Below are 24,193 nucleotides of genomic sequence, written 5' to 3'. Positions count from 1 at the left end.
AGGACAGGTTTTGAATGAGATAAGGGAGGGTCGCGTGGGCGAACCGAAGATCGTGGTGGTCGACTACCACAAGGGCAACTTGTCGAGCGTCGTGCGCGGGCTTGCGCGCGCCGGTGCCGCTGCCTTCGCGTCGGACGATCCGGAGCAGATCCGCAACGCCGACGGCCTGGTTATCCCGGGCGTGGGCGCGTTTTATGACGCGATCGCCTTTATGCGCGAGGGCGGCGAGGGGGCGGCTGTGCTCGATGCCGTCGCCGCCGGAACTCCGCTGCTCGGCATCTGCCTGGGACTTCAGCTATTTTTTGAGCGCGGCAACGAGGGCGTGCCTGTGGACGAGGGCGTTCCCGCGGACGGCGGTGCCCCCGAGCAGGCGGGCGGCCCTTGGGTCGATGGGCTGGGCATTATGCGCGGTTCATGCACGCGCCTGGAGTCGAGCCGCCTGAAGGTGCCGCACGTGGGATGGGACCAGGTGCACATGACGTCCGCCGGTGCGGCCGATCCGCTGCTTGCCGGTTTTGCCGAGGGCGCCAACATGTACTTCACCCACAGTTACGCGGTGGCCGACGACGCCGATGCCGCCGATGTGCTGGCACGCACGCACTATACGCGGAGTTTCCCGTGCATCGTGCGCCATGGCAACGTGTGGGGATGCCAGTTCCATCCCGAAAAATCCTCCGCGCTGGGTCAGCGCATCCTTAAGAACTTCGTCAACATCGTCGAGGAGGCTGGCCGATGATCCTGTTTCCCGCAATCGATCTGATCGGCGGCAAGGTCGTGCGCCTGGAGCGCGGCGACCGCAGCCGCTGCAAGGTATATTCCGACGACCCCGTGGCCGTTGCCCGCTCGTTTGCCGAGCAGGGCGCGAACTGGGTGCACGTCGTCGACCTGTCCGCTGCCTTTGGCGAGGACGAGAACACCTGCGCTGCCAACTCGGCGGCGATTAAGGCTATCTGCGGCGTCGACGGTCTGTCCGTGGACGTGGGCGGCGGCGTTCGCTCGCTTGCGCGCATCGACGAGCTGGCAGGCTATGGTGCTCGCCGCATTGCGTTGGGCACCGTGCTCGTGACCGAGCCGGGTTTTGCTGAGGTGGCGGCTCGCGGCTTTGGCGAGCTGCTGGTGGCAGATATCGCCGCGCGCGACGGCCAGGTTAAGGTGAACGGCTGGCGCGACGGCGCGGGTATGGCGCTCGACGATGCCGTGGCACAGCTTTCCGAGCTGGGCTTTAAGCATCTGGTGTATACCGACATCGCGCGTGATGGCATGCAGACGGGCATCGATGTGGCAGCGTATCGTCATGTGGCCGAGGTCGCGGGCTTTCCCGTCGTGGCTTCGGGCGGCATCTCGACGCTCGACGACATCCGCGCGCTGGCCGCGGTGGGTGAGGGCGCGATTGAAGGCGCCATTACCGGTCGTGCGCTCTATGAGGGCAACTTTACGCTGGCCCAGGCGCTGGCCGCCGCCCGAGGGGAGGAGTAGCCCATGCTTACCAAACGCGTAATTCCCTGTCTGGATGTTAAGGACGGCCGCGTGGTCAAGGGCGTCAACTTTGTGAGCCTGCGCGATGCGGGCGACCCGGTGGAGCTGGCCCGTGCCTACGACCGCGAGGGCGCGGACGAGGTCGTCTTCCTGGACATTACTGCCACGAGCGATAACCGCGCGACGACCATCGAGATGGCGGCGCACGCGGCCGAGGAGCTCGCCATTCCCTATACCGTAGGCGGCGGCTTTCGCGACCTGGCGGGCATGCGCGCCATGGTTGCAGCCGGTGCCGACAAGGTATCGCTCAACTCGGCGGCCGTGCGCGACCCGTCGCTGATCAGCCAGGCTGCCGCGGCGTTCGGTAGCCAGGCCGTGGTCGTGGCGATCGATGCCAAGCGCGTCGGTTTGCCCGGAGCATCCGGTGCCGACAAGTGGGAGGTCTTTACCGCGGGAGGCCGCAATGCCACGGGTATCGACGCGGTGGCGTGGGCCGAGGAAGCGGCTCGTCGCGGCGCCGGTGAGATCTTGCTCACCAGCATGGATCGCGACGGTACCAAGGCTGGCTTCGACCTGGCACTCACCCGTGCCGTGGCGCGCGTGGTGCCGATTCCCGTCATCGCGAGCGGCGGCGTGGGCACGCTCGAACATTTTGCCGAGGGCGTGATCGAGGGCGAGGCCGACGCCGTGCTGGCGGCCAGCGTCTTTCACTTTGGAACCTTCAGCATTCGCGAAGTGAAGGAGTATATGGCCTCACAGGGCATCCCTGTGAGATTGGACTTCTAATGCTGCGGCTTGTCCAGGTACCGCATCTTGCCGCTCAAACCGTCGCTCGCGTACCAAAGTACGCGTCGCTCCTCTTTCGCGGCAACCTGCGGCACCTGGACAACCCTCGCCGACCTGTGGGGTTTCGTTTATGACTTGGGAGAAATGATGACTGAGGTAATAGAAGCGTCTGATCTTAAATACGACGCCCGCGGGCTGATTCCTTGTGTGGTTCAGCAGTATGACACCGGTGAGGTGCTTATGGTTGCTTGGATGAACGAGGAATCGGTGGGGCTGACGCTTAAGACCGGGACCACGTGGTTTTGGAGTCGCAGCCGCCAGGAGCTCTGGAACAAGGGCGCGACGAGCGGCAACATGCAGGAGGTCAAGGAACTCTGGGCCGACTGCGATAGCGATACGCTGCTGGTCAAGGTTGACTCGCCGGGTCCGGCCTGCCATACCGGCAACCGTACCTGCTTCTTTAAGAAACTCGCGTAGGGCGGGCGCTCGATTAGACGCTCGGCCAACCAGAAAGGATTGAACTATGGGTGTGCGCACCGCAAACGTTCAGGATGGAAATATCGGTGAGACGCTGACGGGGCTCGCCGAGGTGATTCACGGCCGTCGCGACGCATCGCCGCAGGAGAGCTACACCGCTCGTCTGTTGACCGACGTCGAGGACGAGCTGCTCAAGAAGCTTGCCGAGGAGGCGAGCGAGGTGATCATGGCCTGCAAGGATAACGATCACGATCACATCCGCTACGAGGCCGGCGACCTGGTCTACCACCTGCTCGTGACGCTCGAGCGCTACGGCATCACCCTCGACGAGCTGGCCGGCGAACTCAACGCCCGCCGCCACTAGTCGTTTGGGACAGTCTTTGTTGGTGTAACGGGGTCATGGAAGTTGCGGTGAAATAGGGACTGTTTAAGCGCTTCATCAAGCAAAACAATCCCTATTTCACCGCAACTTATGAAGGGATGGCTAGGCGAGGGGCGTGGATTCCCATTCGCCGGTGGCGTGGGGGATGTCGAAGGTTCGATAACCGCAGTCGTAGGCGTGCGCCTGGGCCTCGCGGATGTTCCAGCAGATATCGCAGGCGCGGTGCGCGTCCGAGCCAAAGGTGATCGGCACTTCGGCATGGGCAAAGCAGCGCAAAAGACCGGTCGCGGGGTAGTAGTCGTCGAGCCCCTTGCGCGGTGCGGCCGTCGAGACCTCAACGCGGCGGCCCGTGTCGTGTGCACACTCTGCCATCTGCTTCCAGAGCGGTGCGGGGTCAAAATCGGGTGCAAAGCCTTCCTTCGAAAAGCGCATGACCAGGTCGGGATGAGCCATCACATCAAAGTTAAGCGGGCTCTCGCAGGCGCGGCACCAGTCATCGACATAGCGCTCCCACACGCCGCGTACCCCCAGGTTTTCCCAAACGTGCAAGTTGGTGTCATCGTCGATCCAACCGCAGCGCGAATCGGGCGTATCGGGACGAGCGACGTCCTCCGTTCCCGCCGTACCCGCGGCGCCGGCCATGATATCGCCTGGGTTGCCAATCCAATGCACACTGCCCAGGCGCACGACGGCGCCCTGGGACCAGCGCTCAACCAAAGGCTCGCAGCCCTCGTACCAATCGCATTCAAAGCCATAGATAAGCTCGAGCTCCGGCGCAATCTGCGCGGCAAGCTTGCGAGCATCCTCAAAAGCCAGACGATGTGCCGGCAGGTCGCCCTCAGTAACCTGCACTTCACAGTTGGCATCCATGCTGGCGGGCAGGGTGAGATGGTCGGTTGAGACCATGACCTGGCAGCCGGCCGCAGCGGCGGCGCGAACGTTGTCCTCAAACGAGGCGTGTCCGTCCGAGAACGAGGTGTGGGTATGGCAATCGATCAGCGGGCAAGCAGACATGGCGGCTCCTTTGCGTCAAGCGAATCCGCTCCATTGTAACGGCGCGGCCCCCGATGCGACGAGCGCGCCGGGGGCCGAAATCGACTGGAAAGGACGGGCAACACATAAGGGCGAGCTCGCGACATCGGTCTTGCTCCAAAACATGTACATCAGCCTCCAAAAGCTGCAAAAAATGGCATGTTTGGAGGCTGATGTACATGTTTGGATGAGGCGGTGGAGTGTCGGTTTTTTGCGGACAAGGAAAATCGGGTTCATCGCGCTCCGCCACATCCACGTCGCCCGCGATGTGCTAGCGTTTGAGTGAACAAAACGAGCCCGTGCGGAAAGGATCCGGACCGTATGCAACGTGGAAGTACATCTCCGCTATCACGCGAGACCGATGCGCCCGAGACCATCGTCAAGCTGGAGTGCGACATCGACGATGCGTCGCCCGAGGTACTCGCCTACGCCGCCGACCGTCTGCGCGAGGCGGGTGCCCGCGAGGTGCACTGGCTTCCCCTCTACTGCAAAAAAGGTCGCCCCGGCTGGCAGCTGCAGGTAATCTGCTCGAACGAGGATATCGAGCGCTTGCAGACGATCATTTTCTTGGAAACCACGACCAACGGCATTCGCCGCCAGGTTATGGAGCGCGTCTGCCTGCCGCGCCGTTTTGAGCAGGTGGCGACGCCTTGGGGCGAGGTGGCCGTAAAGGTGGCGACCCTACCCGACGGCAGCGAGCGCGCGGCGCCCGAGTACGAGGATTGCGCCCGTCTTGCCCGCGAACATGGCGTGCCGCTCCAACGCGTGATGCAGGCGGCGCAAGCTGCGGCGCTCCGATTTGAGTAACGCGGCCGGTGACACGCCGCGCCCAGCCCAATTAACCCCACCCGAAAGGACCCTCATGAAATACCTCATCGCCTCCGACATCCATGGCTCGGCATACTGGGCCGAGCGCCTCGTCGCTGCCATCGAGCGCGAGAACCCCGATCGCATCGTCCTGCTGGGCGACCTGCTCTATCACGGTCCGCGCAACGACCTGCCGCGCGATTACGCTCCCAAGCGCGTAATCCCGCTGCTCAACGCCCTGGCCGACCGCATCATCGCGGTGCGCGGCAACTGCGATGCCGAGGTCGACCAGATGGTCCTCGACTTTCCCGTCATGGCCGACTACGCCACGCTGTTTGACGAAACCGGCCGCGAGCTGTTCCTGACGCACGGCCACGTCTTTGGCGCCGGCATGCACAACAGCGTCGACCACGCGCCCGCGCTGCCCGAGGGCTCCGCGCTCGTCTACGGTCACACGCACATCAAGGTCAACGAGGAAAGCGCCGCGCACCCGGGCCTGTGGCTCTTCAACCCCGGTAGCGTGAGCATTCCCAAGGACGGCACGCACAGCTACGGCATCTACGAGGACGGCGCGTTCCGCCACGTGATCCTGGAGGAGGACTAACCATGGCGCAGCACATGGCTCAGCAAAATGCCGAGGGCTCGCGCGATCTGTCCACGCTGGTCGACGCGTCGGCCGAGCTACAACATCTGGTGCAGACCGTCTGGCGCTTGCGTCAGCCCGACGGCTGCCCGTGGGACCGCGAGCAGACGCACCGCAGCATTGGCAAAAACATGATCGAGGAGGCCTACGAGGCGCTCGACTGCATCGAGGGCGACGATGCCGCGCATCTGCGCGAGGAGCTGGGCGACGTGCTCATGCAGGTGGTGTTGCATGCGCAGATCGCGGCGGACGCCGGCGAGTTCACGCTGGCCGACGTGGCGCGCGATATCGACGCCAAGCTCATTCGCCGCCATCCGCACGTGTTTGGCGATGCGGATGCCGAGAGCTCCGACGAGGTACTCAAGATTTGGGACGAGGTCAAGCTTGCCGAGAAAGCCGCCAAGGACAAGGCCGTGGCGGCGCCCGAGGCCGCGCCCGAGGGCCTGCTCGACGGCGTGCCCACGCATCTGCCGGCGCTGATGCAGGCGCAGAAGGTGTCACGCAAGGCGGCTGCCGTGGGCTTTGAGTGGGAGACGGTCCAGGACGTGTGGGATGAGGTCGCCGAGGAGCGTGCCGAGTTTGAGGCCGAGGCTCCCGGTTCACCCGAGCGCGAGATGGAGTTTGGCGACCTGCTCTTTGCCCTGGTCAACGTTGCGCGCAAGGAGGGCATTGACGCCGAGAGCGCCCTTCGTGCCAGCACGGCAAAGTTCCGCCGCCGCTGGGCCGCGATGGAGCAGATGGCGGCCGATGCCCACGTGGATCTTGCCGAGCTTTCGACCCATGGCCTCAACGACCTGTGGGACGCAGCAAAGGCAGGGGAGTAATACCGCGGGAGCGACGGGACGGACTTGTCCCATCGCTCCCATTATTTTTTTAAAATGATTGTATCCCTCGGCTAACTTAGGGCATAATGCAAAAAGTGCGACATGGCTAACTTACGGAGACGCACCTGATGGTGCACGGTCAGCCGGTCGCTTGCATCCACTACGTTTCCAAGTGAGAGGGAGACAACATGAGCGATATTTTGGACGTCTACGGTCGCGAGGTGCTCGACAGCCGCGGCAATCCCACCGTCGAGGTCGAGGTCGTGCTCGAGGACGGCAGCTTTGGCCGCGCGATGGTGCCTTCGGGCGCTTCGACCGGCGCCTTTGAGGCCTGCGAGCTGCGCGACGGCGACAAGGGTCGCTATCTGGGCAAGGGCGTTTCGCAGGCCGTCGAGCACGTCAACAACGAGTGCGCTAACGCCGTCGTGGGCATCGACGCCTTCGACCAGCGCGCCGTCGATGCCGCGCTGATTGCCGTGGACGGTACTCCCAACAAGACCAAGCTCGGTGCCAACGCCATCCTGGGCGTGTCGCTGGCCGTCGCCCGCGCCGCTGCCGAGTCGGCGGGCCTGTCACTGTACCAGTACCTGGGCGGCGTCAACGCCCACCTGCTGCCCACGCCCATGATGAACATCCTCAACGGCGGTGTGCATGCCGACAATAACGTCGACTTCCAGGAGTTCATGATCATGCCGGTGGGCGCCCCGAGCTTTGCCGAGGGCCTGCGTTGGTGCGCCGAGGTCTACCACACCCTCAAGGGCGTGCTGCACGAGGCCGGCCTGGGCGGCGGCGTGGGCGACGAGGGCGGCTTTGCGCCCAACCTCAAGACCAATGCCGAGCCGTTCGAGTACATCACCAAGGCCGTGGAGAAGGCCGGCTTTAAGCCCGGCGTCGACTTCATGTACGCCATGGACCCGGCCTCGACCGAGTTCTACAACGCCGAGACCGGCATGTACGAGCTCAAGGGCGAGGGCGTTGAGTATACGAGTGCTCAGATGGTCGATTACTGGGAGAAGCTCGTCGACACCTATCCCATCATCTCCATCGAGGACGGCATGGCCGAGGAGGACTGGGGCGGATGGGTCGAGCTTACCCGCCGCATTGGCAACAAGGTGCAGCTGGTGGGTGACGACCTGTTCGTCACTAACACCGAGCGCCTCAAGAAGGGCATCGAGCTGGGCGCCGCCAACGCGATCCTGGTCAAGGTCAACCAGATCGGCACACTCACCGAGTCGCTCGAGGCCATCGAGACCGCCAAGGAGGCTGGTTACGCCTGCATCGTGAGCCACCGTTCCGGCGAGACCGAGGACTCCACGATCGCCGACCTGGTCGTGGGCGTCAACGCCGGCCAGATCAAGTCGGGCGCCCCGTGCCGCAGCGACCGTATCGCCAAGTACAACCAGCTCATTCGCATCGAGGACGAGCTCGAGGGCAGTGCGCGCTACGCCGGCAAGGCAGCGTTTTACAACATTCGCTAAACAAGTGGTGCACGCGGGGAGCGGGGTTGACTCGGCTCCGTTCCACTTCTGATGGCCGCCATTGGGCGCTGGGCCATATGGCTCAGCGCCTTTTTTATGTCGAGCAAAGGCTGGCGAAGGCGGTGCGGGCGCTCGTGCTATAACTAAAGGACTTAGCGCAAACAAACCTCAACCGCACAAGGCGCACATGGATCAGATTTACGACAACAGGTACTATTCCGCCGGTTCGCGTGAGCCGTCGCCTCGCCGTGCGCGCACGGTGCAGCTCGGTGGGTCCGCCTACGCCGGCGCCGACCGCTCCATACAGCGCCCGACAAGTACCTCGCGCCCCAATGCTCAAGTGAATACTTCGACAGATGGACCAGTGCGCCCGGCACGTTCGTCGCATGCTCAGCGCTCGTCGGCTCAAACGCACGATAGGTCGAGCAGGCCCTCGAACCGTCTTTCGGGCTCGGACTTTATGCACTACGCCAACGACAACGCGGTGGTCAAGGCAATCTACGACTTTACCCACGGTCCTCAGCGAGGGCTATTCATCGGCATCGTCGTTGCCCTGGTGCTCGTGAGCCTGTATTTCCCCGTGCGCGACCTGTACGTGGCAAAGCGTTCGAGCGATATCTTGGCCAAGCAGGTCGAGATTCGCCAGCAATACAATGATGAGCTGCAAAAAAGCGTCGACAAGCTGCTCTCGGAGGAGGGTATCAAGGACGCGGCATCCGAGGACCTGGGCCTGGTGATGCCCGGCGAGAAGAGGATTGAAGTGCAGGGCCTGGACGGCGATTCGGACTCGTCGTCGGCTGAAAAGAAGTCGTCGAACGCCAAGAAGGCCAGCGAGGTGGCCAAGGAGATCGAAGAAGTCGGCAAGGACGCGCCATGGTACATCCAAGCGCTCGACATGCTGTTTGGGTTTAACGGCGTCGAGGGTCAGACGGTCGTGTCCAACGGCAAATAGCGCCCGGAGGGGAGCTCGCAATGACAAATTGCAAATGCTATAAGGTGGCCGCGATCGACCTGGGAACGGTGTCGTCGCGACTGGTGTTGGCGCAGGTCGAGGCCGGGGCGATCGTGGAATCGTCCAAGCATACCGAGATCACCGACTTGGGCGAGGGCGTGGACGCGACGGGGCGCTTTTGCGAGGCGGCCGTTGAGCGCGTGCTCGTTGCGTGCCGCATGTTTGTGGACGAAGCCCGTACCTTTGGGGCCGCGTGCGTCTGCACCACCTGCACGAGTGCCGCGCGCGATGCGTCCAATGCCGCGCTGCTGCTGGACGGTCTGCGCGATCTGGGGCTCGAACCGCAGGTGATTCCGGGCGAGGTTGAGGCGCGCCTGACGTTTTTTGGCGTGGCACACGACTTTGCTGGCGAGCGCATCATCGTCGCCGATTCGGGCGGTGGCTCCACGGAGCTCGCGACGGGCGTCTATGCGCCTGAGCGCGGGGTCTTTGCGCTGGAGGGAACGCGCTCACTGGACATCGGTTGCCGTCGCGTGACGGAGCGGTTTTTCTCTGCGCTGCCGCCGTCGACGAATGAGCTTGCGGTTGCCGCCGCGTGGGCGAGCGAGCAGTTCTCCGCCTATTTTGAGGGCCTGCCTGTCGACTTTGAGCGCGCCGAGCGCCTCGTCGCGGTGGGCGGTACCGTCACCACGCTCGTGGCGCTGATCCACGAACTGGAGCCGTACGACTCGAGCTTTGTGCACCTGCGCGAGCTTTCGATGGAGCAGATCTCGGCCGCCATCGATCGTATATCTACGCTGGATGTGGAGGGTATCGCCGCGCTACCGGGTGTACAGCCCAAACGCGCGGGCGTGATTCTGGCTGGCGCCGTGGTGATCCGCGAGCTCATGCGTGCCGGCGGTTACGACATGCTCACCGTAAGCGAGAACAGCCTCCTCGCCGGTATGGCCGCCACCATCAACGAGACCCTCGACGGCGCGACTCCCACCATCGCATGGACTCCCAGCCTCAGCGCCCTCTAAATAAGTTGCGGTGAAATACGGACTAAAATCGCCCTTTCGGGCGCCAAACAGTCCCTATTCCACCGCAACTCAACAGCCGGCACCTGGGGACAGTCCTTGCGGGGCGTCCCCACAGCGCCTATGCCAGCTTGTCGATTTGCCCAATCTCCCAAAGCGGAATATTGACGAGCATGCCCTCGTCTCTATATGCCGCCAGGGAGCTCCTCACGCAACGCTCGAGCTTGAATTTTTCGCAGGCTATTTTCAGACTCTTCGCTTTAAGGTTCTCTGCCGCCTTGACCTCAAGCGGAAGCACGGTTCCCGCATGGTCGATGGCAAAGTCGGTTTCGGCATTGCCAGAGGTAGAGGACCAATACGCGGGAGTTTTGTCCTGGAGCAAAAGCTCCTGCGCGACGTATTGTTCGGTCAGCGAACCTTTGAACTCGGTAAAAACAGCGGATCCGTTAAGAACGATGGCCGGAGAGAGACCGGAGAGCGCTCCGAGGATGCCGGTGTCGATGCAGAACAGTTTGAAGCCCGAGAGGTCTTCGTAGCTCGAGAGCGGCGCCTTTAGAGCGGAAACACGTGGCACCTTATGAACGATTCCGTAGTCCGTGAGCCACTGGAGGCTTTCCTCGAAATCGCGTGCGCGCGCTCCGGGGCGAAGGGCGCCATAGACAAACTTCTTGTTCTCTTTGGCAAGCTGGCCGGGAAGGGATTTCCAAACCAACCTCATGCGCTCGATGATGCGGGCGGGTGCATGTTTGCCAAAATCGGATTCGTAAGCCTCGATGATTTGCTGCTGAAGCCTTCGGGCTTCGATGAAGTCGCGTGTCTCGGCGAAAGCGGAGACAACTTCGGGCATACCGCCGACAACAAGGTATTCCTTGAGCAAGTGTTCGAGCTTTTCGGTAACGTTTGCTAGAAGGTTCATGTCTGCGGCAAGGATGGCGTCGGCGAGCGGGTCGCCGTCGACGGCACGAACGAACTCGGCGAACCCCATGGGACGCATGGTGAGCTGGTCGATTTTGCCGACGGGAAATGACTCGTTTTCGCGTCGGAGCGCGAGGCCCATATAGGAACCGGCTGCTACGATGTGGTATTCGGGTGCAAGCTCGTTGAAGTACTTGAGCGAGGTGATCCCGCGCGGGGCCTCTTGGATCTCGTCGAAGATGATGAGCGTGTCCGCCGGCGTTACGGTTTGGCCGCGCAAGAGTTCTATCTGAGAGATGATACGCTTGGGGTCGAGGTCCCCATCGAACAGCGAGCGTGCGCTCGGCTCGAGCATAAAGTCAAAACGAATGACGTTTTGATATTGCTGGCTTGCGAATTCGTTAAGAAGCCAAGTCTTACCTGTCTGGCGGGCCCCCTTAAGCAAGAGAGGTTTGCGATTCGCCCTTGATTTCCAAGCGATAAGTTCACTCATAAGCTGTCGCTGCATATTGCCTCCCAACCCTTTCGGATAGTATAAGGCCATATGCGCATTTCCCTTGAAAAATGTGCGAGACAACCACGTCTTTCCATCGGAAAATGTGCGAGACAACCACGTTTTTCCATCGGAAAATGTGGTAGGAAACTCATTGGGTGGGCGGAAAAAGTAGTCAAAAAAGCCCCGTCCCAAATGAGCTGCTCTGCAGTTGACGGCGTCCAAAGGAAACGAGCCCGCATCCCTGGGGAACACGGGCTCGCAAGCTCCATATGGTAGGGGCGGTGGGACTCGAACCCACAATCCTTGCGGCGAGAGATTTTAAGTCTCCTGCGTATGCCAATTCCGCCACGCCCCCGTGAGACTAGAAGTCTAGCACAAGCCGTCCGTTACGCGTTGACGGCCATCGAGTGTTGGCCCGACTTCTCCAGGAACTCCTGGAACTTGGCTTCGTCGCCCTTGTTCTGGTACTGCAGGGCTAGCAGGTACTCCAAGCGGCAGCGCTTGACCGGGTCGTCGCCGACATCCTCGAGCATGCGCTCCAGCTCGGGAATGTCGTTGTGGCGCTTGAGGATCATCGTGTCGTACATCAGCTGACACTCGTGCGCAACTGCCTCGGCCTGACCGCCCTCAAAGCCCTTGATCTCGTGCAACAGCTCTTTGGACTTTTTGCGGTCCTCCTGGCCAACATAGTAGTTAAAGGCCTTAATCACCAAGTCGACGCGCTGCATCTTGGGGAGGTTGAGTCCCAGCAGTAGGTCGAACATCTCGCTGGCACGCTCGTGGTCCTCGCGCAGCAGATAGGAGTTCAGACGCAGGTAGTCGCGGTTGTAGCGCGGGTACAGCATGCTGGTGAGTTTGCCGTCGAGCAAGCGATCGAACTCGTCCCACTGCTTGGCAGCCATAAGCTGCTGCAGGCGCTTAAACGTGGTGCGTTTTTTGACGCTAAAGAACACCGACACGGCGATGCAGATGATAACGACGGCGGTCCAGAGGGTGCGGGAATCGGGCATATTAGGGTCCTTAGTCGCTCATAAAGCGAGCGGTATGACAACACGTACTAGATGTATTATACGCAGCGCGCAAGCAAACTGGCATAAAAGCTCATCGAGGCCGAGTGCCATCGCTCGCTGCGGTACACTTACCTAAAGTAAACCATGAAGGGAGACATTACCTATGAAGAAGATCGTTTTGGCTTGCGGTGCTGGCGCTGCTACTTCCACGCTCGTTGCCCAGAAGGTCGCTACTCTGCTCGACGCCAACGGTTATGCCGACAAGTACGAGATCGTGCAGTGCGCCATCTCCGAGGCCAAGGATTACTGCGACGAGGGCGCTGACCTGCTGATCGCCACCACCGTTGCCCCCGAGGGCCTCACCTGCCCGTACGTGAGTGGCGTGCCCTTCATGACCGGCATGAACCGCGTTGCCGCCGAGAAGGCCGTTCTCGACGTCATGGCTCAGTAGGCGCTGACTGCATGAGTGAGCAGAACGCCAACCCGGTAGAGCTCTTTGGTATGCGCGTTGCCCATGTGGGCATTAACGCCACCGACCCGGCAGACGCCCTGGAGATCGCGGAGCTGTTCTCGACGATGATGGGCCTGCCCGTCACCGAGACCCCGGTTTCGTACTTTAACGATTCGCTGGTCGAGATCATGAAGCAGAACGGTCGTGGCACCAAGGGCCACATCGGCTTTGCCGTTAACGACATCGATGCAGCTGAGAAGTGGTTTGCCGAGCGCGGGCTCGAGGTCAACGAAGAGTCGCGCGCGCTGCTGCCCGACGGTGGTACCAAGCTCGTGTACTTTAAGCGCGAGTTCGCCGGTTTCGCCGTGCACCTGTGCCGCGAATAGCGCACAAGCTGCCATAGCTAGCAAAAAGGGATAGGGCCGCGTGGCCCTACCCCTTTATTTATGCCGAGGGGCTTCCTACCGCGGCAGGCGAATCGTAAAGCGGCTGCCGACGCCCTCGACTGAGGTCACGCCAATGACACCGCCATGGCTATCGACGATCCACTTGGCAATGGCAAGCCCCAGGCCCGAGCCCTGCGCGCCGGCATTGCGTGCGTTGTCGGCGCGGTAGAACCGTTCAAACGCGTGAGCTGCGGATTCCTGGTTCATGCCGATGCCCTCGTCCTCAACACTTATGTCGATTGTGCCCGCGCCCGCATCCGGCGTTATGCCAAATGTGACGGTCGTTCCCGCGTCCGAATACTTGGCGGCGTTTTGCACGATCACGCGTAGCGCCTGCTTCACGAGTGCCACGTCGACGGGCGCGTCGCAGCGCGAATCGCTGACAAGCGCGGTGTCGTACGCCAGCCGATACGTGTGCGCGGTATCGATCATCTGCGATTCCTCGCATACCTCGCCGACCAGTGCGGCCAGGTTGGTATCCGCACGCCGCAGGACCGTGCGCCCGGCATCGCCGCGTGCCAAAAACAGCAGCTGCTCCACGAGCTCTTGCATGTGCTCGCTTTCGGCCTTGAGGGACGCGATGGATTCCGCCAGCACGTCCGGGTCGTCTTTGCCCCAGCGATCGAGCATGTTTACGTAACCCTGAATCACCGCGATGGGCGTGCGCAGCTCGTGGCTCGCATCGTTGACAAAGCGCATCTGTTGCAGTTTGGCCTCTTGCATCTGGCGCAGTAGGCGGTTGAGTGCAACCTCGATGCTTGCCAGGTCGGCGTCGCCGGTAGTGACGCTCGGCGAGTCGACGCTTGCGCGCTTGATGGCTTGCTCCAGTGTTTCCATCTTGCCGCCGGCGAGTTGCATGCGGCCGAGTTCGTCCACGCGCAGGGCCAGATCGTTGAGCGGCGCCATGGTGCGGCGCACGCGGCGGGCGCCGCCGAGCATGTTGAGCACGCTGATGACCTGCCAACCCACAACGACAAGGTAGAGAGGCCATAGCGTGACGAGGTCCTGCGCGAGGGGGAAAGTCTTGGTGGTACGCGCAAGCTCGACGGTATAGGTGAGCGTTGTCAGGTCCCAGCCGCGCGCGGGCGTCAGCGTCATGCCGCGAACGGTGGCGCTGGGGATCCATCCTGCGGTAAACGCGCCGTTGGGCAGCGTCTGGTTGTATCCATAGACAAGGATCGCCGCCACAATCACTACTAGCAGCAGGTCGAGCCAAACGTAGCTCATCAGGCGGCGCCACATATAGCTCCAGTTGATGGCGCGGGCGATGGATGTGACGCGTTTGGCCTCGGCGTTACGCACGGCAGACATAGCCCACCCCGCGCACGGTTTGGATGATTCGGGCGCCGCCGGCGTCTTCGATCTTGGCACGCAGGTGCGCGATGTGCACGTCGACGTTGTTGGTGTCGCCCGCGTATTCGTAGCCCAGCGCCTCGTGCGCAATGCGCTCGCGCGTGAGCACGGTCTCGGCATGCGCCATAAGCAGGGCGAGAACGTCGAACTCGCGGGCCGTGAGCACGATGGGCGAGCCGCCGACCGTGACTTCGCGGCGGTCGGGGTCGAGCGCGACCGAGTCCACGGTGAGCGCAGCGGGGGAGGGCAAGACGGAAGCCTGGGTCGAGTCGCTGACCGGGGGCATCGCAGTGGCGCCGATGCCCACGCCGCCCGGCATACCCGTCCCGGCGCCGGCATCGCCAGCGCCCGAAGCCGCCCGCACGGCCTCCGAGCGCTTCAACGCCACGCGGATCCGTGCGAACAGCTCCTCAATCGCAAATGGCTTGGTCAAGTAATCGTCGGCGCCGGCATCGAGCCCGGCTACCTTGTCCATTACGGCATCGCGCGCGGTAACCATAATCACCGGCACGTCCTTGTGCTTGCGGACACGTCGCAAGACCTCCATGCCGTTGAGCTGCGGTAACAGCACATCGAGCAGAATCAGATCGTAGTCGCGTTCCAGTGCCAGGTCCACGGCGGTCCGGCCATCGGCGGCGTGCTCCACCTGGTAGCCCTCGTGCTCCAGCTCGAGCGTCACAAAGCGGGCGATTTTTTCCTCGTCCTCTACGATCAGGATCCGTGCCATGCGTGCCCCCGTCTGCGATTACTTGTCGTCGTTCAGATTTTGCTTGATATCGTCCGCGGCATCGGCGGCGTGATTCATAAGGTTGTTGATGCTGCCGGGCACGTCGCCGTCGCTATCGATGCGGTAGCGCATGCCAAAGAACAGGCCAATCAGCATCAGCCATATCGTGGCGCCCCATGCAAACAGCGCGATGATGGGGATCAGGATGGGGATGTTGAGGATGATCGCATCGCGGCGCGTGGCGATAAACTTGGTGTCCAGGCTCAGACGGAAGAGCTTTTTGAGGTACTCCCACACGCTGTCCATCTTCTTGGAGAAGTCGGTCTTTTCGCTCGACTTTTCGTAGGCGGCCTGTGCGGCGACCATCTCGGCCGAGGGCTCATCGACCGGCTCGGACTCGGTGGCGGCGTGCGCCGACGTAGTCTGGGTCTTGTCCTGTGATTCGAGCCAAATGATGGCATCCAGGACGTTGCCGTCAGCGGCGTCGAGCGCGGCCTTGGCATCGGTGTAGCTCACGTTGCACTTGGTGCGGATGGTTTCAACTTTTTCGAGGTCGTCCATGACCTGTCCTTTCGTTCGACGGGCGCGACGCCGGGCGATTTGCCCGGGCGCGAGCGTTGTGTTCGGCGGCCTGCGTTGCGCGGCGCCGCCCCGCCCTTGGTCGAACTCTATAGTGCAGGTTATAGATTAAGCGATTCTTGAGCAAAGATTAATGTTGGATGAGTTTTTGGGTTGGGCGGAGGCCAAGCGCGCGGGGCGCCCGGAGCTCAGGCGTAAATTTGTGTCCGCACGGCGAGATATACTTTTAACCATGTTGAGGGGCGTGACAGGACAAGGTTGCCCGGCGCCCGCGAAATCAGAGGGGCCGCCGCGCCGCATGGCTCAAACGAGCGGGACCCTGACGCAAACAGGAGGTCATACGTGCATATCTACGCTATGAGTGACATTCACGGATGCTTGGACGCCTTTAAAACGTCGCTTTCCACCGTCGACCTCGATGTCGAGGATTCCAAGCTGGTTTTGCTTGGCGATTACTGCGACCGAGGTCCCGATTCGCTCGGGGTCTTCGGGCTCATCATGGACCTGCAAAAGCGGTACGGCGATCGCGTCGTGGCGCTGCGCGGCAACCACGAGGAGATGTTTCTCGAGTACATTGACGAGGTGGAGGACCCCAATTTCACGCAGGCATGGATACTTGCCGACAGCAATCTGGCAACGGCCAAGAGCTTCTTAGACGCCGAGGCATTCAAGCACGTTAAGCACCTTTTGAGGCTCAGGGAGTTCGAGGAGGCCTACGCCTTTACGGTTGAGCGCATAAAGGCCGAGCACGCGGACATAATCGCGTGGGTTCGCAAACTCCCTTACTTTTACGAGAGCCCCTTCGGCCAGGTCTTTGTGCACGCCGGCGTTGACGAGGAAGCCGGGGAGGATTGGAAGCTTGGCACGGCTGTCGAGTCATTAACCATGATGCCGCCCGATTACGTGGGGCGTGAGTTCTACCTGGATGTTATCGCCGGGCACATCAACACCGAGGCGATCTCGGGCATTGCGGGCTATCGCGGCATCTGGCATGACGGGGCCAGCCATTTCTACATCGACGGGAACGTCATGAAGAACGGCGAGGTCGCCGTGTTGAGCTACGACTCGGAAACGGGGAAGTATGGCGGCCCCGGGTTGGAGTAGGTTGGCGGCGCTGAGAGGCCAGGGATGCTGTCGCCGCGGCGAGGCGATGACTTACCGGGCGTCCTCGCTCGCTAGCTGGCCTGTCAGCGCATACTCGATCCAGTCCATCATGGGCTTGGAGTGAGGCGGGGCTCCTTTCTTGGACTTGTCCTGATTGCTATTAACGACTTTCAGCACACGGCAATACGTTCCGAATACCTTTTCCCACCCTAAGAGCAGATGCCCCTCGTTTAAATCTCCTTTATCGTATGAACTGAGGTACGGATAGAGGCAATGGTATTCGTGATGATCATTGCTTAAAGCGTGAGCGACATCAAGGTATGCGAGCAAGGAAATGAGCACGTGCCATTGCTGGTTGAGATTGTCGTGCGCGTTGTCGGTAAAGGGCTTGAGGGGATCGATTCGTGCAATCGTATTGCCGCTATCATCAAACTGGTAGTGGTAATACGATTGCTCATCGGGACAGTCCTTGAGTCTGAGCTTGAGTGCGAAATAGAAGGCAACGTTCTCTGGCAGCTCTTTCTCTAGTATTTGTGCTACCTTGCCCGGCTTGCACTCTAGTCTGGAGAGAAGCTCTGTGCCCTCGGTACCTAACAACTTCATCGTCCTGTCTCTAAGGGGCATTTTGGTGTCGCTGATTGCAGGGCTAGCCAGATTTTCGAGTATGCGTTCGGTTGCCTCGGGTTTGTCGTCGCTAAGATTTTCCAAGGCGCATATGGTCTGACCCAGCCTATAGGCTGGGTCAGACTTGCTGCTTTTGGGATAATAGTCGCAAGGCTCGTTACACCATCCAATGAAGTCCTTGATGTCTATTGGGTCGCTATGTGGCTTTTCAATCGGGGATGCACTGTTGCGCGCGCTGTCGACACGGTTGAAAAACTCCCGAAGACTGTCCAAAACGGCGTGGTTGACTTCGTTCATATCTGGATTCCTTTCTTATCAGAAAATATGCCTCATTATAGGCATGCCTGCGGTCGTAGCGGCTAGGGGTGCCAGTGCTAGTGAGGGTTCCAGAGAAGGCAGCGGCGCGCCCTCGGAGCAGCCAGGAATCAAGGTCTAATACTTTTCCCGAGAAGTGAACGAGCTAAATTGGACTCCCGAAGCATCGACACTTTAGAGGTGCCGTTTCCTGCGGTTTCGATGCTGAAATCCTGCGATATTGCCGCCGAAAAATGCGGATGTTTCAGGGGTCCAATAACATCCGTTCACTTCTCGGGAAAAGTATTAGACCTCGATAGCAGGGGATGGTGGGCCGATGCAAAACGGCGTCAAGGGTTGGTCGAGCAGGCGGTTTCTCCATTGATGTCCGCACGGCATGTGACACTTGCCCTGCCGCCCTGCTCTGCCGCGGCGGCATACATCTGAACAACGATCTTCTAAGGAGTTCGATATTGATGAGCGACAACACCAAGCATCTCGCAAAGAAATGCGTTAAGGACGCGGGGCCATGCCTCGCGCTGTGCGTGGCCGGCGCAGCGGTCGCGCTGCTGGCTGTTCTGGGGCCGTTCGACGTGCTCCGAAGTGCCAGCTCTCTGCACGTTTGTATGGCCCTTGCCGGCGCCATGATGACCGGCGGCGTGCTCGATCTGATCTTTTGGGTGTTTGATCCGTTTGGTTGGAAGAACGAGGGGTAAGCCCTAAGGGATGGAAGGGCTGGAACGGTTGGCTTAGCGATCGTGCAGAATGCGGGCTGGCGACTTACAGGGAAGTGGTGATCCGATGACGGTCTATGTGACGGGCGATATTCATGGCGGCCTCGACATGCAAAAGCTGCGCGATTGGGACCTTGGGGATGGCCTGACGAGCGACGACTATCTGATTGTCGCGGGCGACTTTGGCTTTCCGTGGGATTTCTCTGCCGAGGAATGCACCGATATCGCTTGGCTGGAATCGCGCCCCTATACCGTGCTGTTCGTCGACGGCAACCACGAGCGTTTCGATCACTGGGCGGAGCGTCCCATGGAGCTGTGGCATGGTGGACTGACGCAGCGCCTGTCGGATACCTCGCCCATACGGCGCCTGACGCGCGGTGAGGTTTTTGAGCTCGACGGCTCAACGATCTTTACCATGGGCGGTGCCACGAGCGTGGATAAGGAATACCGCATTCCGTATTCCAGCTGGTGGCCGCAGGAGCTGCCGGACGAGCGCAACTTTGAGGAGGCGCGGACAAAGCTCGACAGCGTGGGCTGGAAGGTCGACTACGTGATCACCCACACCTGCTCTACGCGCATGCTTTCGCCCACGCTCTATCCGGGGCCTGGCTGGAATTACCCCGCCGTTGATCGGCTTACGGCATTTTTCGATGAGCTGGAAGACCGCTTGGATTACAAGCGCTGGTACTACGGGCATTTTCATCGGGATGCCAACCCTGCCGAGCGCCATACCGTGCTCTACGACTGCATCGTTCGCCTGGGCGACGAACTCCAGCCCTGGGATGTTGCGTAGAGGCGCGGTGGCTGGCTACTCGACCGTTACAGTGATGTTCTCCCGATGCGCGCGGATGGCGTCCCAGCTAAAGTGCTCGGCCAGCTGCTCGGCAGAGCGCGGTGTGATGTCCGGTGCGATGCCTGTTTGCCCGGCGAGCCAGCCCAGCAGTGCCTCGGGTGTGCCAAAGCGGGTGCGGAGCTCGCCCAGGTCCAGATCGCGATCGCGCTTGGAAAGACGGCGGCCGTCCGGCGACATGAGCAGCGGAATATGTGCGTAGCGCGGCGTGGGAAGTCCCAGCAGATGTTGCAGGTAGATTTGGCGCGGCGTGGAGCCAAGCAGGTCGCATCCGCGTATGATCTCGGTAACACCCATGGCGGCGTCATCGACCACCACGGCTAGCTGATAGGCAAACACGCCATCGCTGCGGCGCACCAAAAAGTCGCCGCATTCGGTGGCGAGCGCCTCGCATTGGGCACCATACGTGCGGTCCACAAATTCGACCACATCGTCTGCGAGGTCGTCGACGGCGGGCACGCGCAGGCGCGTGGCCGGAGCGCGCAGGATGCTGCGGCGGGCAACCTCCTCGGCAGAAAGGCCTCGGCAGGCGCCACGGTAGATGGGCGTGCCGTCGCTGGCGTGCGGTGCGCTCGCGGCGTGGAGTTCGGCACGCGTGCAAAAACAGGGATAGGTGAGGCCGGCGTCTTGCAGCTGGCGCAGGGCGTCCTCGTACAGATCCAGGCGATCGTGCTGGTAGTAGGGGCCTTCGTCCCACTCGAGCCCCAGCCAGGTCAGATCGTCAATCAGTTGAGCGGCAAGTTCCGGGCGCTTGCAGCGATCGTCCAGGTCCTCGATGCGCAGCACGATGCTGCCGCCCTGGCTGCGGGCCGAAAGCCACGAGCACAGGCAGCTGAACACGTTGCCCAGGTGCATGCGGCCCGAGGGCGACGGGGCGAAACGGCCCACGACGGGCGCGGGGGCGGAGGCGGGTGGCGTCGCTGGCGCGTCCGCGGCGGGCGTTGCTATGTTGCGTGTTTTGATATCCATGCGGACGAGTATAGCGCGGGGCTTGGCAGGGAAGGCGTTGCCGCGCTCACAAGTTGGCGGCGGTGCGCATTGCGCACGGTGGGTTTGCGGCTCAAGGTCTCGATCGCTGCGTACCGACTTAGCCTCACAAACGACAGAAACCCCGGCAGCTCTTCGCAACTGCCGGGGTTTCCGCGGAAAAGGGGGACATGATCCTCGAGCGAACGGCAAAGGGGCAAACCGTTTTCGCTCAACTGCTTTATGCCCCTCGGCTGGCGGCTCAATCAGCGCGTGCCGCACCCACACAAAGCCGCTACACCTGTGACAGAGCTGTGAAGTGGTATCTATTGCTGGCGCAGGCCATGCCAAGGAGTGTCCCAGGTTGCCGGCAGATAAGGAACGTCCCCAGGTGCCGGCCGCGGGCGTGACTTTCGTCCCGTTTGATACTCCGCTGGCCTAGATGTTCGTCATGTGCGCCCGTAAACGTGGGACAATGGCGTTGCTGGTATCACAGACAAAGGATGTGCCTATGAACGCCCCCGTTGCCAAAACCTGTCGGCAGCGCCGCCCGTTTGCGCGATTTGCTTCCGTCTGCGCACTCGTCGCGCTTGCATTGCTGCTACTGCCCGCCGCCGCACACGCCGACGGTTATTCCATGACCCAGACCTATATCAGTGCCACGGTTGAGGCCGATGGATCGCTGACCGTTGTCGAGGGACGCCAGTTTGATTTCGACGACGACATCAACGGCGTGTTTTGGGAGATCAATACGGGCTCCAACCAGCAGGGCGGCACGGCGGGCGTCGACGTGCTGAGTGTCGAGGAAGAGGACACCGCGTTTAACAAAGTCGATAGCGCGAACAAGGGCGACTCTGGCGTCTACACGGTCGAGCAGACCGGTGACGGCGTAAGGATTAAGGTGTTCAGCCCTCACGAGAGCGGCGACAGCGCAATCTACTACGTGAGCTACACCATGACCGGTGCGGTTATGAACTGGGCCGATACCGCCGAGCTCTACTGGAAGTTCGTAGGTGACGGCTGGTCTGCGGATTCCGATGACGTCGAGATGGAAGTGTGCTTCGCGAATGCCGCTGCCGGGACGGCGGCCGTCAAGGGCGATAACTTCCGCGCATGGGGCCATGGTCCGCTGACGGGCGACGTGTCGCTCGATGAGGACGAGCCCATGGTCACCTATACCATTCCCTGCGTGCACCAGGGCGAATTCGCCGAGGCACGCATCGCCTTCCCTAGCGACTGGGTGCCGCAGCTTGCCGCTTCGGGCGAAGAGCGCATGTCAACGATCCTGAGCGAAGAGAAGGAATGGGCCGACGAAGCTAACGCCCGCCGCGCTCACGCTCGCATGATTGCCAATGCACTTGCCGTGCTAAGTGTTGTTGCGGCGGTGGCCTTTACCGGCACAATCGTTATGCTCAAGCTGCGCAAGCGCAAGCCCAAGCCGCTTTTCCAGGACGAATATTTCCGCGATGTGCCTTCGGCCGACCATCCCGCCGTGCTTTCGGCCCTCATGAGCTGGAACGAGGTGCCCGATCAGGCATATATCGCCACGCTCATGAAGCTCACTGACGACCGTGTGATCAAGCTGGAGCAGGCGACCGTGACCAAGGCCAAGAAGGGTCTGTTGGGGCGTGAAAAAGAAGAGCAGACGTATCGCGTGACGGTGAGTGATGCGGGCTGGAAGTCGGCCAAGGGCATTGACCACATGGTGCTCAAGGTCTTCTTTGCCGGTACTAAGCCTGACGAGAACGGCGATCGCTCGCGCACGTTCGACGAGCTGCAGCACTACGTCAAGCAGCACGCTACACCCGTGGGCGACAAGCTCGAGGACTATCAGAACACCGTTAAGGGCAAGCTGGCCGATAGCGAGTACGTTGCCTCGGACGGCATTGTTGCAATGGTGTTTTGCCTGGTTCTTGGTATCCTGGTTGCCTTTGTTCCCGTGGGATCCATCTTCTTTACCGATGGCGCACAGGCGAACATTACCGCCGCGGTTATCTCGGTGCCGATTGTGCTGGTGGGTATCGGCGTGGGCCTTACGTTCCGCCGCTTTACGCCGGAGGGCGCCGAGGTGGCGGCTCGCTGCAAGGCACTTAAGCATTGGCTCGAGGACTTCACGCGTCTAAAGGAAGCCGTCCCCGGCGATCTGGTGCTGTGGAACAAGCTGCTGGTGATGGGCGTTGCCCTAGGTGTTTCGAAAGAAGTGCTGCGACAGCTGGCCGAGGCCGTGCCTGCGGACCTGCGCAACAGCGACGATTTCTACGACAACTACCCCTGCTACTGGTGGTATTACCATCACTACGGCAACGAGTCTCCGCTCGATTCGTTCGATGACGTGTATCACGAGAGCATCCGTGAGCTGACGTCGAGCTCCGACAGCTCGAGCGGCGGCGGAGGCGGTGGCTTCTCGGGCGGCGGAGGCGGCGGCGTCGGCGGAGGCGGCGGCGGAACGTTCTAGCGCGCTCTGATTTTTGGGATGGATCTTCTCCGGCGACTGTTGGCGGAAAATCTATCCCATTTTTATGCTTTGAAATGGGTCTATCTTTCCGTTACGGATCCCCACACAGGGGGCAGTGGGCAAAAAATGCCAAATATGAGTACTGTTGCCATTATAGTGACATATATTTGCACTAAATAATGGGCTCCTAATGAGATTATCTCTCGTTAGGGGCCCATTTTATTGAACATTTGTGGAAATACGTCAGTTCGCCTGACTGGCTGCTATGTCTAAAAGCCTCTAAAATGCCCCAAATCGCTGCTACTAAAAAGGTAACAGTACTCATATTTGATGTTTTTTGCCCACAGCTATTTGCAGACCCCTCTATAGGGCGACGCCAACGAGGGTTTCGTCGACTGTGTTACCCAAGAATGTCCCCAACGACTAGGTGCGGTTGCTGCCAAGGAGTGTCCCCAGGTGCCGGCAGAGACGATATGAGCAGGACATAAAAACATTGAGAGCCCCTGCTGCATGAAAGACCGCGGATTAGGCCGACAATGGTGAGTGTCTAATCCAACCGTGGCGGCCACGCCGCATTCATGGAAGGGGCTCCCATGCTCGATACTACCACCTTCGTCGGCCTCGACGTCCACGCCCGCTCGATAAAGGCAGTCTCCCTCGACGTCATGACCGGGGAGGTGCGCTGCGCGACCTTCGGCTACGACGCCGGCGCCGTCGCGGAGTGGGTCCGTTCCGTGGACCCCAGGGCCAGGTGCGTGTACGAGTCCGGGGTCACGGGGTTCGACCTGCAGAAGAGGCTCTCCGGCCTCGGGGTCGACTGCGTGGTCGGCGCCGTCTCGAAGATGATCAAGCCCAGGACACCGCGTCCGCCGCCGACCTCGTGTTCGAGGCCGGCGAGTTCTCGAGGTTCGGGAATGCCCGCTCGTTCGCGGCGTGGGTCGGCCTGACGCCCTCCGAGCACTCCAGCGGGGAGAGCGACCGCAGGGGCGCGATCACCAAGGCCGGCAACAAGCACCTGAGGAAGACGCTGGTCGAGGCCGCGTGGCACTACCTGACGTGCTCGGGGCGGCCGAAGGGCCTCGCCAGGGGCCAGGCCCCGGACCGGGTCGCCCGCAGGCATGCCGCCAAGGGCGTGCGGAGGCTGGTCGAGAGGCGGGAGGCGCTGCTCGCGCGCGGGGTCCACGGCAACAAGGCGAACGTGGCCACGGCGCGCGAGCTCGCCTGCTGGGTGTGGGCGGTCGGCCTCATGGCCGAGGAGGCGTAGGGGGCGGTCCCCCGCACATAAGCCAGTCACCCCGGAAGCGGTTCGATCC

The 24,193-nt window shown here is 61.4% G+C and carries 27 protein-coding genes and 1 tRNA gene; 19 read left to right on the top strand and 9 right to left on the bottom strand.

What is annotated here, in order from left to right; translation table 11 throughout:
- The first annotated feature begins 10 nt into the window (after nucleotides 1–10).
- The 5 genes from HMPREF9463_RS06030 (at nucleotide 11) to hisE (ending at nucleotide 3,103) form a co-directional block, all read left to right on the top strand.
- Complete coding sequence (locus HMPREF9463_RS06030; RefSeq protein ID WP_232219763.1) at nucleotides 11–736, top strand: imidazole glycerol phosphate synthase subunit HisH; 726 nt, start codon at nucleotides 11–13, stop codon at nucleotides 734–736.
- Nucleotides 733–1,476 (top strand): 1-(5-phosphoribosyl)-5-[(5-phosphoribosylamino)methylideneamino]imidazole-4-carboxamide isomerase, encoded by a 744-nt coding sequence (locus tag HMPREF9463_RS06025; protein ID WP_035137724.1) that lies wholly within the window; start codon nucleotides 733–735, stop codon nucleotides 1,474–1,476. Before HMPREF9463_RS06030 ends, HMPREF9463_RS06025 begins: the two co-directional genes overlap by 4 nt.
- A 3-nt stretch (nucleotides 1,477–1,479) precedes the next feature.
- Nucleotides 1,480–2,262: an imidazole glycerol phosphate synthase subunit HisF gene (gene hisF / locus HMPREF9463_RS06020; RefSeq protein ID WP_035137723.1), complete on the top strand. Its 783-nt coding sequence runs from the start codon at nucleotides 1,480–1,482 to the stop codon at nucleotides 2,260–2,262.
- A gap of 147 nt (nucleotides 2,263–2,409) precedes the next feature.
- A complete protein-coding gene (hisI, locus tag HMPREF9463_RS06015; RefSeq protein WP_232219762.1) occupies nucleotides 2,410–2,739 on the top strand; it encodes a phosphoribosyl-AMP cyclohydrolase in 330 nt (109 codons plus the stop codon).
- A gap of 46 nt (nucleotides 2,740–2,785) precedes the next feature.
- A complete protein-coding gene (hisE, locus tag HMPREF9463_RS06010) occupies nucleotides 2,786–3,103 on the top strand; it encodes a phosphoribosyl-ATP diphosphatase (RefSeq protein ID WP_006235893.1) in 318 nt (105 codons plus the stop codon).
- Between the two features lie 120 nt (nucleotides 3,104–3,223).
- Here the strand turns inward: hisE and HMPREF9463_RS06005 are convergent, their stop codons facing one another.
- On the bottom strand, nucleotides 3,224–4,135 hold the full coding sequence (locus HMPREF9463_RS06005) for a PHP domain-containing protein (RefSeq protein WP_035137722.1): 912 nt from the start codon (nucleotides 4,133–4,135) through the stop codon (nucleotides 3,224–3,226).
- Between the two features lie 339 nt (nucleotides 4,136–4,474).
- On the opposite strand from HMPREF9463_RS06005, the gene larC reads away from it, so the two are divergent.
- From larC to HMPREF9463_RS05970, 6 genes are all read left to right on the top strand, one after another.
- Nucleotides 4,475–4,960 (top strand): nickel pincer cofactor biosynthesis protein LarC2, encoded by a 486-nt coding sequence (gene larC, locus HMPREF9463_RS05995; RefSeq protein WP_052044107.1) that lies wholly within the window; start codon nucleotides 4,475–4,477, stop codon nucleotides 4,958–4,960.
- Between the two features lie 55 nt (nucleotides 4,961–5,015).
- Nucleotides 5,016–5,564 carry a phosphodiesterase gene (gene yfcE / locus HMPREF9463_RS05990; RefSeq protein ID WP_035137720.1) on the top strand — a complete coding sequence of 183 codons (549 nt, stop codon included), beginning with the start codon at nucleotides 5,016–5,018 and terminating at the stop codon, nucleotides 5,562–5,564.
- A 2-nt stretch (nucleotides 5,565–5,566) separates the two neighbouring features.
- Nucleotides 5,567–6,427 (top strand): nucleoside triphosphate pyrophosphohydrolase, encoded by an 861-nt coding sequence (mazG, locus tag HMPREF9463_RS05985; RefSeq protein ID WP_148334175.1) that lies wholly within the window; start codon nucleotides 5,567–5,569, stop codon nucleotides 6,425–6,427.
- Between the two features lie 188 nt (nucleotides 6,428–6,615).
- On the top strand, nucleotides 6,616–7,905 hold the full coding sequence (gene eno, locus HMPREF9463_RS05980) for a phosphopyruvate hydratase (protein ID WP_035137719.1): 1,290 nt from the start codon (nucleotides 6,616–6,618) through the stop codon (nucleotides 7,903–7,905).
- A 187-nt stretch (nucleotides 7,906–8,092) separates the two neighbouring features.
- Complete coding sequence (locus tag HMPREF9463_RS11370) at nucleotides 8,093–8,857, top strand: hypothetical protein (RefSeq protein ID WP_230308442.1); 765 nt, start codon at nucleotides 8,093–8,095, stop codon at nucleotides 8,855–8,857.
- Nucleotides 8,858–8,877: 20 nt separating this feature from the next.
- Nucleotides 8,878–9,879, top strand: a complete 1,002-nt coding sequence (locus tag HMPREF9463_RS05970) for a Ppx/GppA phosphatase family protein (RefSeq protein ID WP_035137718.1) — start codon at nucleotides 8,878–8,880, stop codon at nucleotides 9,877–9,879.
- A gap of 118 nt (nucleotides 9,880–9,997) precedes the next feature.
- Here HMPREF9463_RS05970 and HMPREF9463_RS05965 read toward each other — a convergent pair whose 3' ends face one another.
- The 3 genes from HMPREF9463_RS05965 to HMPREF9463_RS05955 form a co-directional block, all read right to left on the bottom strand.
- The gene (locus HMPREF9463_RS05965; protein WP_035137717.1) at nucleotides 9,998–11,299 is read right to left on the bottom strand and encodes an ATP-binding protein; all 1,302 of its coding nucleotides are present in this window, start codon (nucleotides 11,297–11,299) and stop codon (nucleotides 9,998–10,000) included.
- Between the two features lie 258 nt (nucleotides 11,300–11,557).
- Nucleotides 11,558–11,642, bottom strand: a tRNA-Leu gene (locus HMPREF9463_RS05960).
- Nucleotides 11,643–11,673: 31 nt separating this feature from the next.
- Nucleotides 11,674–12,297 (bottom strand): hypothetical protein, encoded by a 624-nt coding sequence (locus HMPREF9463_RS05955; protein ID WP_006235902.1) that lies wholly within the window; start codon nucleotides 12,295–12,297, stop codon nucleotides 11,674–11,676.
- Between the two features lie 163 nt (nucleotides 12,298–12,460).
- Between HMPREF9463_RS05955 and HMPREF9463_RS05950 the strand changes: the two genes are divergently transcribed.
- Together HMPREF9463_RS05950 and HMPREF9463_RS05945 are read left to right on the top strand one after the other, a co-directional pair.
- Complete coding sequence (locus tag HMPREF9463_RS05950; RefSeq protein ID WP_006235903.1) at nucleotides 12,461–12,748, top strand: PTS sugar transporter subunit IIB; 288 nt, start codon at nucleotides 12,461–12,463, stop codon at nucleotides 12,746–12,748.
- Nucleotides 12,749–12,759: 11 nt separating this feature from the next.
- On the top strand, nucleotides 12,760–13,134 hold the full coding sequence (locus tag HMPREF9463_RS05945; RefSeq protein WP_035137716.1) for a VOC family protein: 375 nt from the start codon (nucleotides 12,760–12,762) through the stop codon (nucleotides 13,132–13,134).
- A 75-nt stretch (nucleotides 13,135–13,209) separates the two neighbouring features.
- On the opposite strand, the gene HMPREF9463_RS05940 is transcribed toward HMPREF9463_RS05945, so the two are convergent.
- From HMPREF9463_RS05940 to HMPREF9463_RS05930, 3 genes are read right to left on the bottom strand one after another with little or no spacing between them, the layout of a single operon-like run.
- On the bottom strand, nucleotides 13,210–14,505 hold the full coding sequence (locus HMPREF9463_RS05940) for a sensor histidine kinase (RefSeq protein ID WP_035137715.1): 1,296 nt from the start codon (nucleotides 14,503–14,505) through the stop codon (nucleotides 13,210–13,212).
- Nucleotides 14,489–15,274, bottom strand: a complete 786-nt coding sequence (locus HMPREF9463_RS05935; RefSeq protein ID WP_035137714.1) for a response regulator transcription factor — start codon at nucleotides 15,272–15,274, stop codon at nucleotides 14,489–14,491. Before HMPREF9463_RS05935 ends, HMPREF9463_RS05940 begins: the two co-directional genes overlap by 17 nt.
- An 18-nt stretch (nucleotides 15,275–15,292) precedes the next feature.
- Nucleotides 15,293–15,835, bottom strand: coding sequence for a UBA domain-containing protein (locus tag HMPREF9463_RS05930; RefSeq protein ID WP_035137713.1), 543 nt, complete (start codon nucleotides 15,833–15,835; stop codon nucleotides 15,293–15,295).
- Nucleotides 15,836–16,195: 360 nt separating this feature from the next.
- On the opposite strand from HMPREF9463_RS05930, the gene HMPREF9463_RS05925 reads away from it, so the two are divergent.
- On the top strand, nucleotides 16,196–16,957 hold the full coding sequence (locus HMPREF9463_RS05925; protein ID WP_052044106.1) for a metallophosphoesterase: 762 nt from the start codon (nucleotides 16,196–16,198) through the stop codon (nucleotides 16,955–16,957).
- Nucleotides 16,958–17,008: 51 nt separating this feature from the next.
- On the opposite strand, the gene HMPREF9463_RS05920 is transcribed toward HMPREF9463_RS05925, so the two are convergent.
- Entirely contained in the window at nucleotides 17,009–17,878 is an 870-nt protein-coding gene (locus HMPREF9463_RS05920) for a hypothetical protein (protein WP_035137712.1), read from the bottom strand.
- Nucleotides 17,879–18,351: 473 nt separating this feature from the next.
- On the opposite strand from HMPREF9463_RS05920, the gene HMPREF9463_RS05915 reads away from it, so the two are divergent.
- Together HMPREF9463_RS05915 and HMPREF9463_RS05910 are read left to right on the top strand one after the other, a co-directional pair.
- Nucleotides 18,352–18,591: a hypothetical protein gene (locus HMPREF9463_RS05915; RefSeq protein WP_035137711.1), complete on the top strand. Its 240-nt coding sequence runs from the start codon at nucleotides 18,352–18,354 to the stop codon at nucleotides 18,589–18,591.
- 85 nt (nucleotides 18,592–18,676) lie between these two features.
- Nucleotides 18,677–19,402, top strand: a complete 726-nt coding sequence (locus HMPREF9463_RS05910) for a metallophosphoesterase (RefSeq protein WP_035137710.1) — start codon at nucleotides 18,677–18,679, stop codon at nucleotides 19,400–19,402.
- Nucleotides 19,403–19,417: 15 nt separating this feature from the next.
- Here the strand turns inward: HMPREF9463_RS05910 and gluQRS are convergent, their stop codons facing one another.
- Nucleotides 19,418–20,428, bottom strand: coding sequence for a tRNA glutamyl-Q(34) synthetase GluQRS (gene gluQRS / locus HMPREF9463_RS05905; RefSeq protein WP_255360339.1), 1,011 nt, complete (start codon nucleotides 20,426–20,428; stop codon nucleotides 19,418–19,420).
- Nucleotides 20,429–20,936: 508 nt separating this feature from the next.
- Between gluQRS and HMPREF9463_RS05900 the strand changes: the two genes are divergently transcribed.
- The 3 genes from HMPREF9463_RS05900 (at nucleotide 20,937) to HMPREF9463_RS11580 (ending at nucleotide 24,144) form a co-directional block, all read left to right on the top strand.
- Nucleotides 20,937–22,880 (top strand): DUF2207 domain-containing protein, encoded by a 1,944-nt coding sequence (locus HMPREF9463_RS05900; RefSeq protein ID WP_052044105.1) that lies wholly within the window; start codon nucleotides 20,937–20,939, stop codon nucleotides 22,878–22,880.
- Nucleotides 22,881–23,473: 593 nt separating this feature from the next.
- Nucleotides 23,474–23,827, top strand: coding sequence for a hypothetical protein (locus tag HMPREF9463_RS11365; protein WP_052044104.1), 354 nt, complete (start codon nucleotides 23,474–23,476; stop codon nucleotides 23,825–23,827).
- On the top strand, nucleotides 23,761–24,144 hold the full coding sequence (locus HMPREF9463_RS11580; protein WP_052044103.1) for an IS110 family transposase: 384 nt from the start codon (nucleotides 23,761–23,763) through the stop codon (nucleotides 24,142–24,144). The genes HMPREF9463_RS11365 and HMPREF9463_RS11580 overlap by 67 nt, the downstream gene beginning before the upstream one ends.
- Nucleotides 24,145–24,193: the final 49 nt, after the last annotated feature.

Source organism: Collinsella sp. 4_8_47FAA (assembly GCF_000763055.1).
GTDB lineage: Bacteria > Actinomycetota > Coriobacteriia > Coriobacteriales > Coriobacteriaceae > Collinsella.
This window is presented reverse-complemented; position numbering and strand designations above follow the sequence as displayed.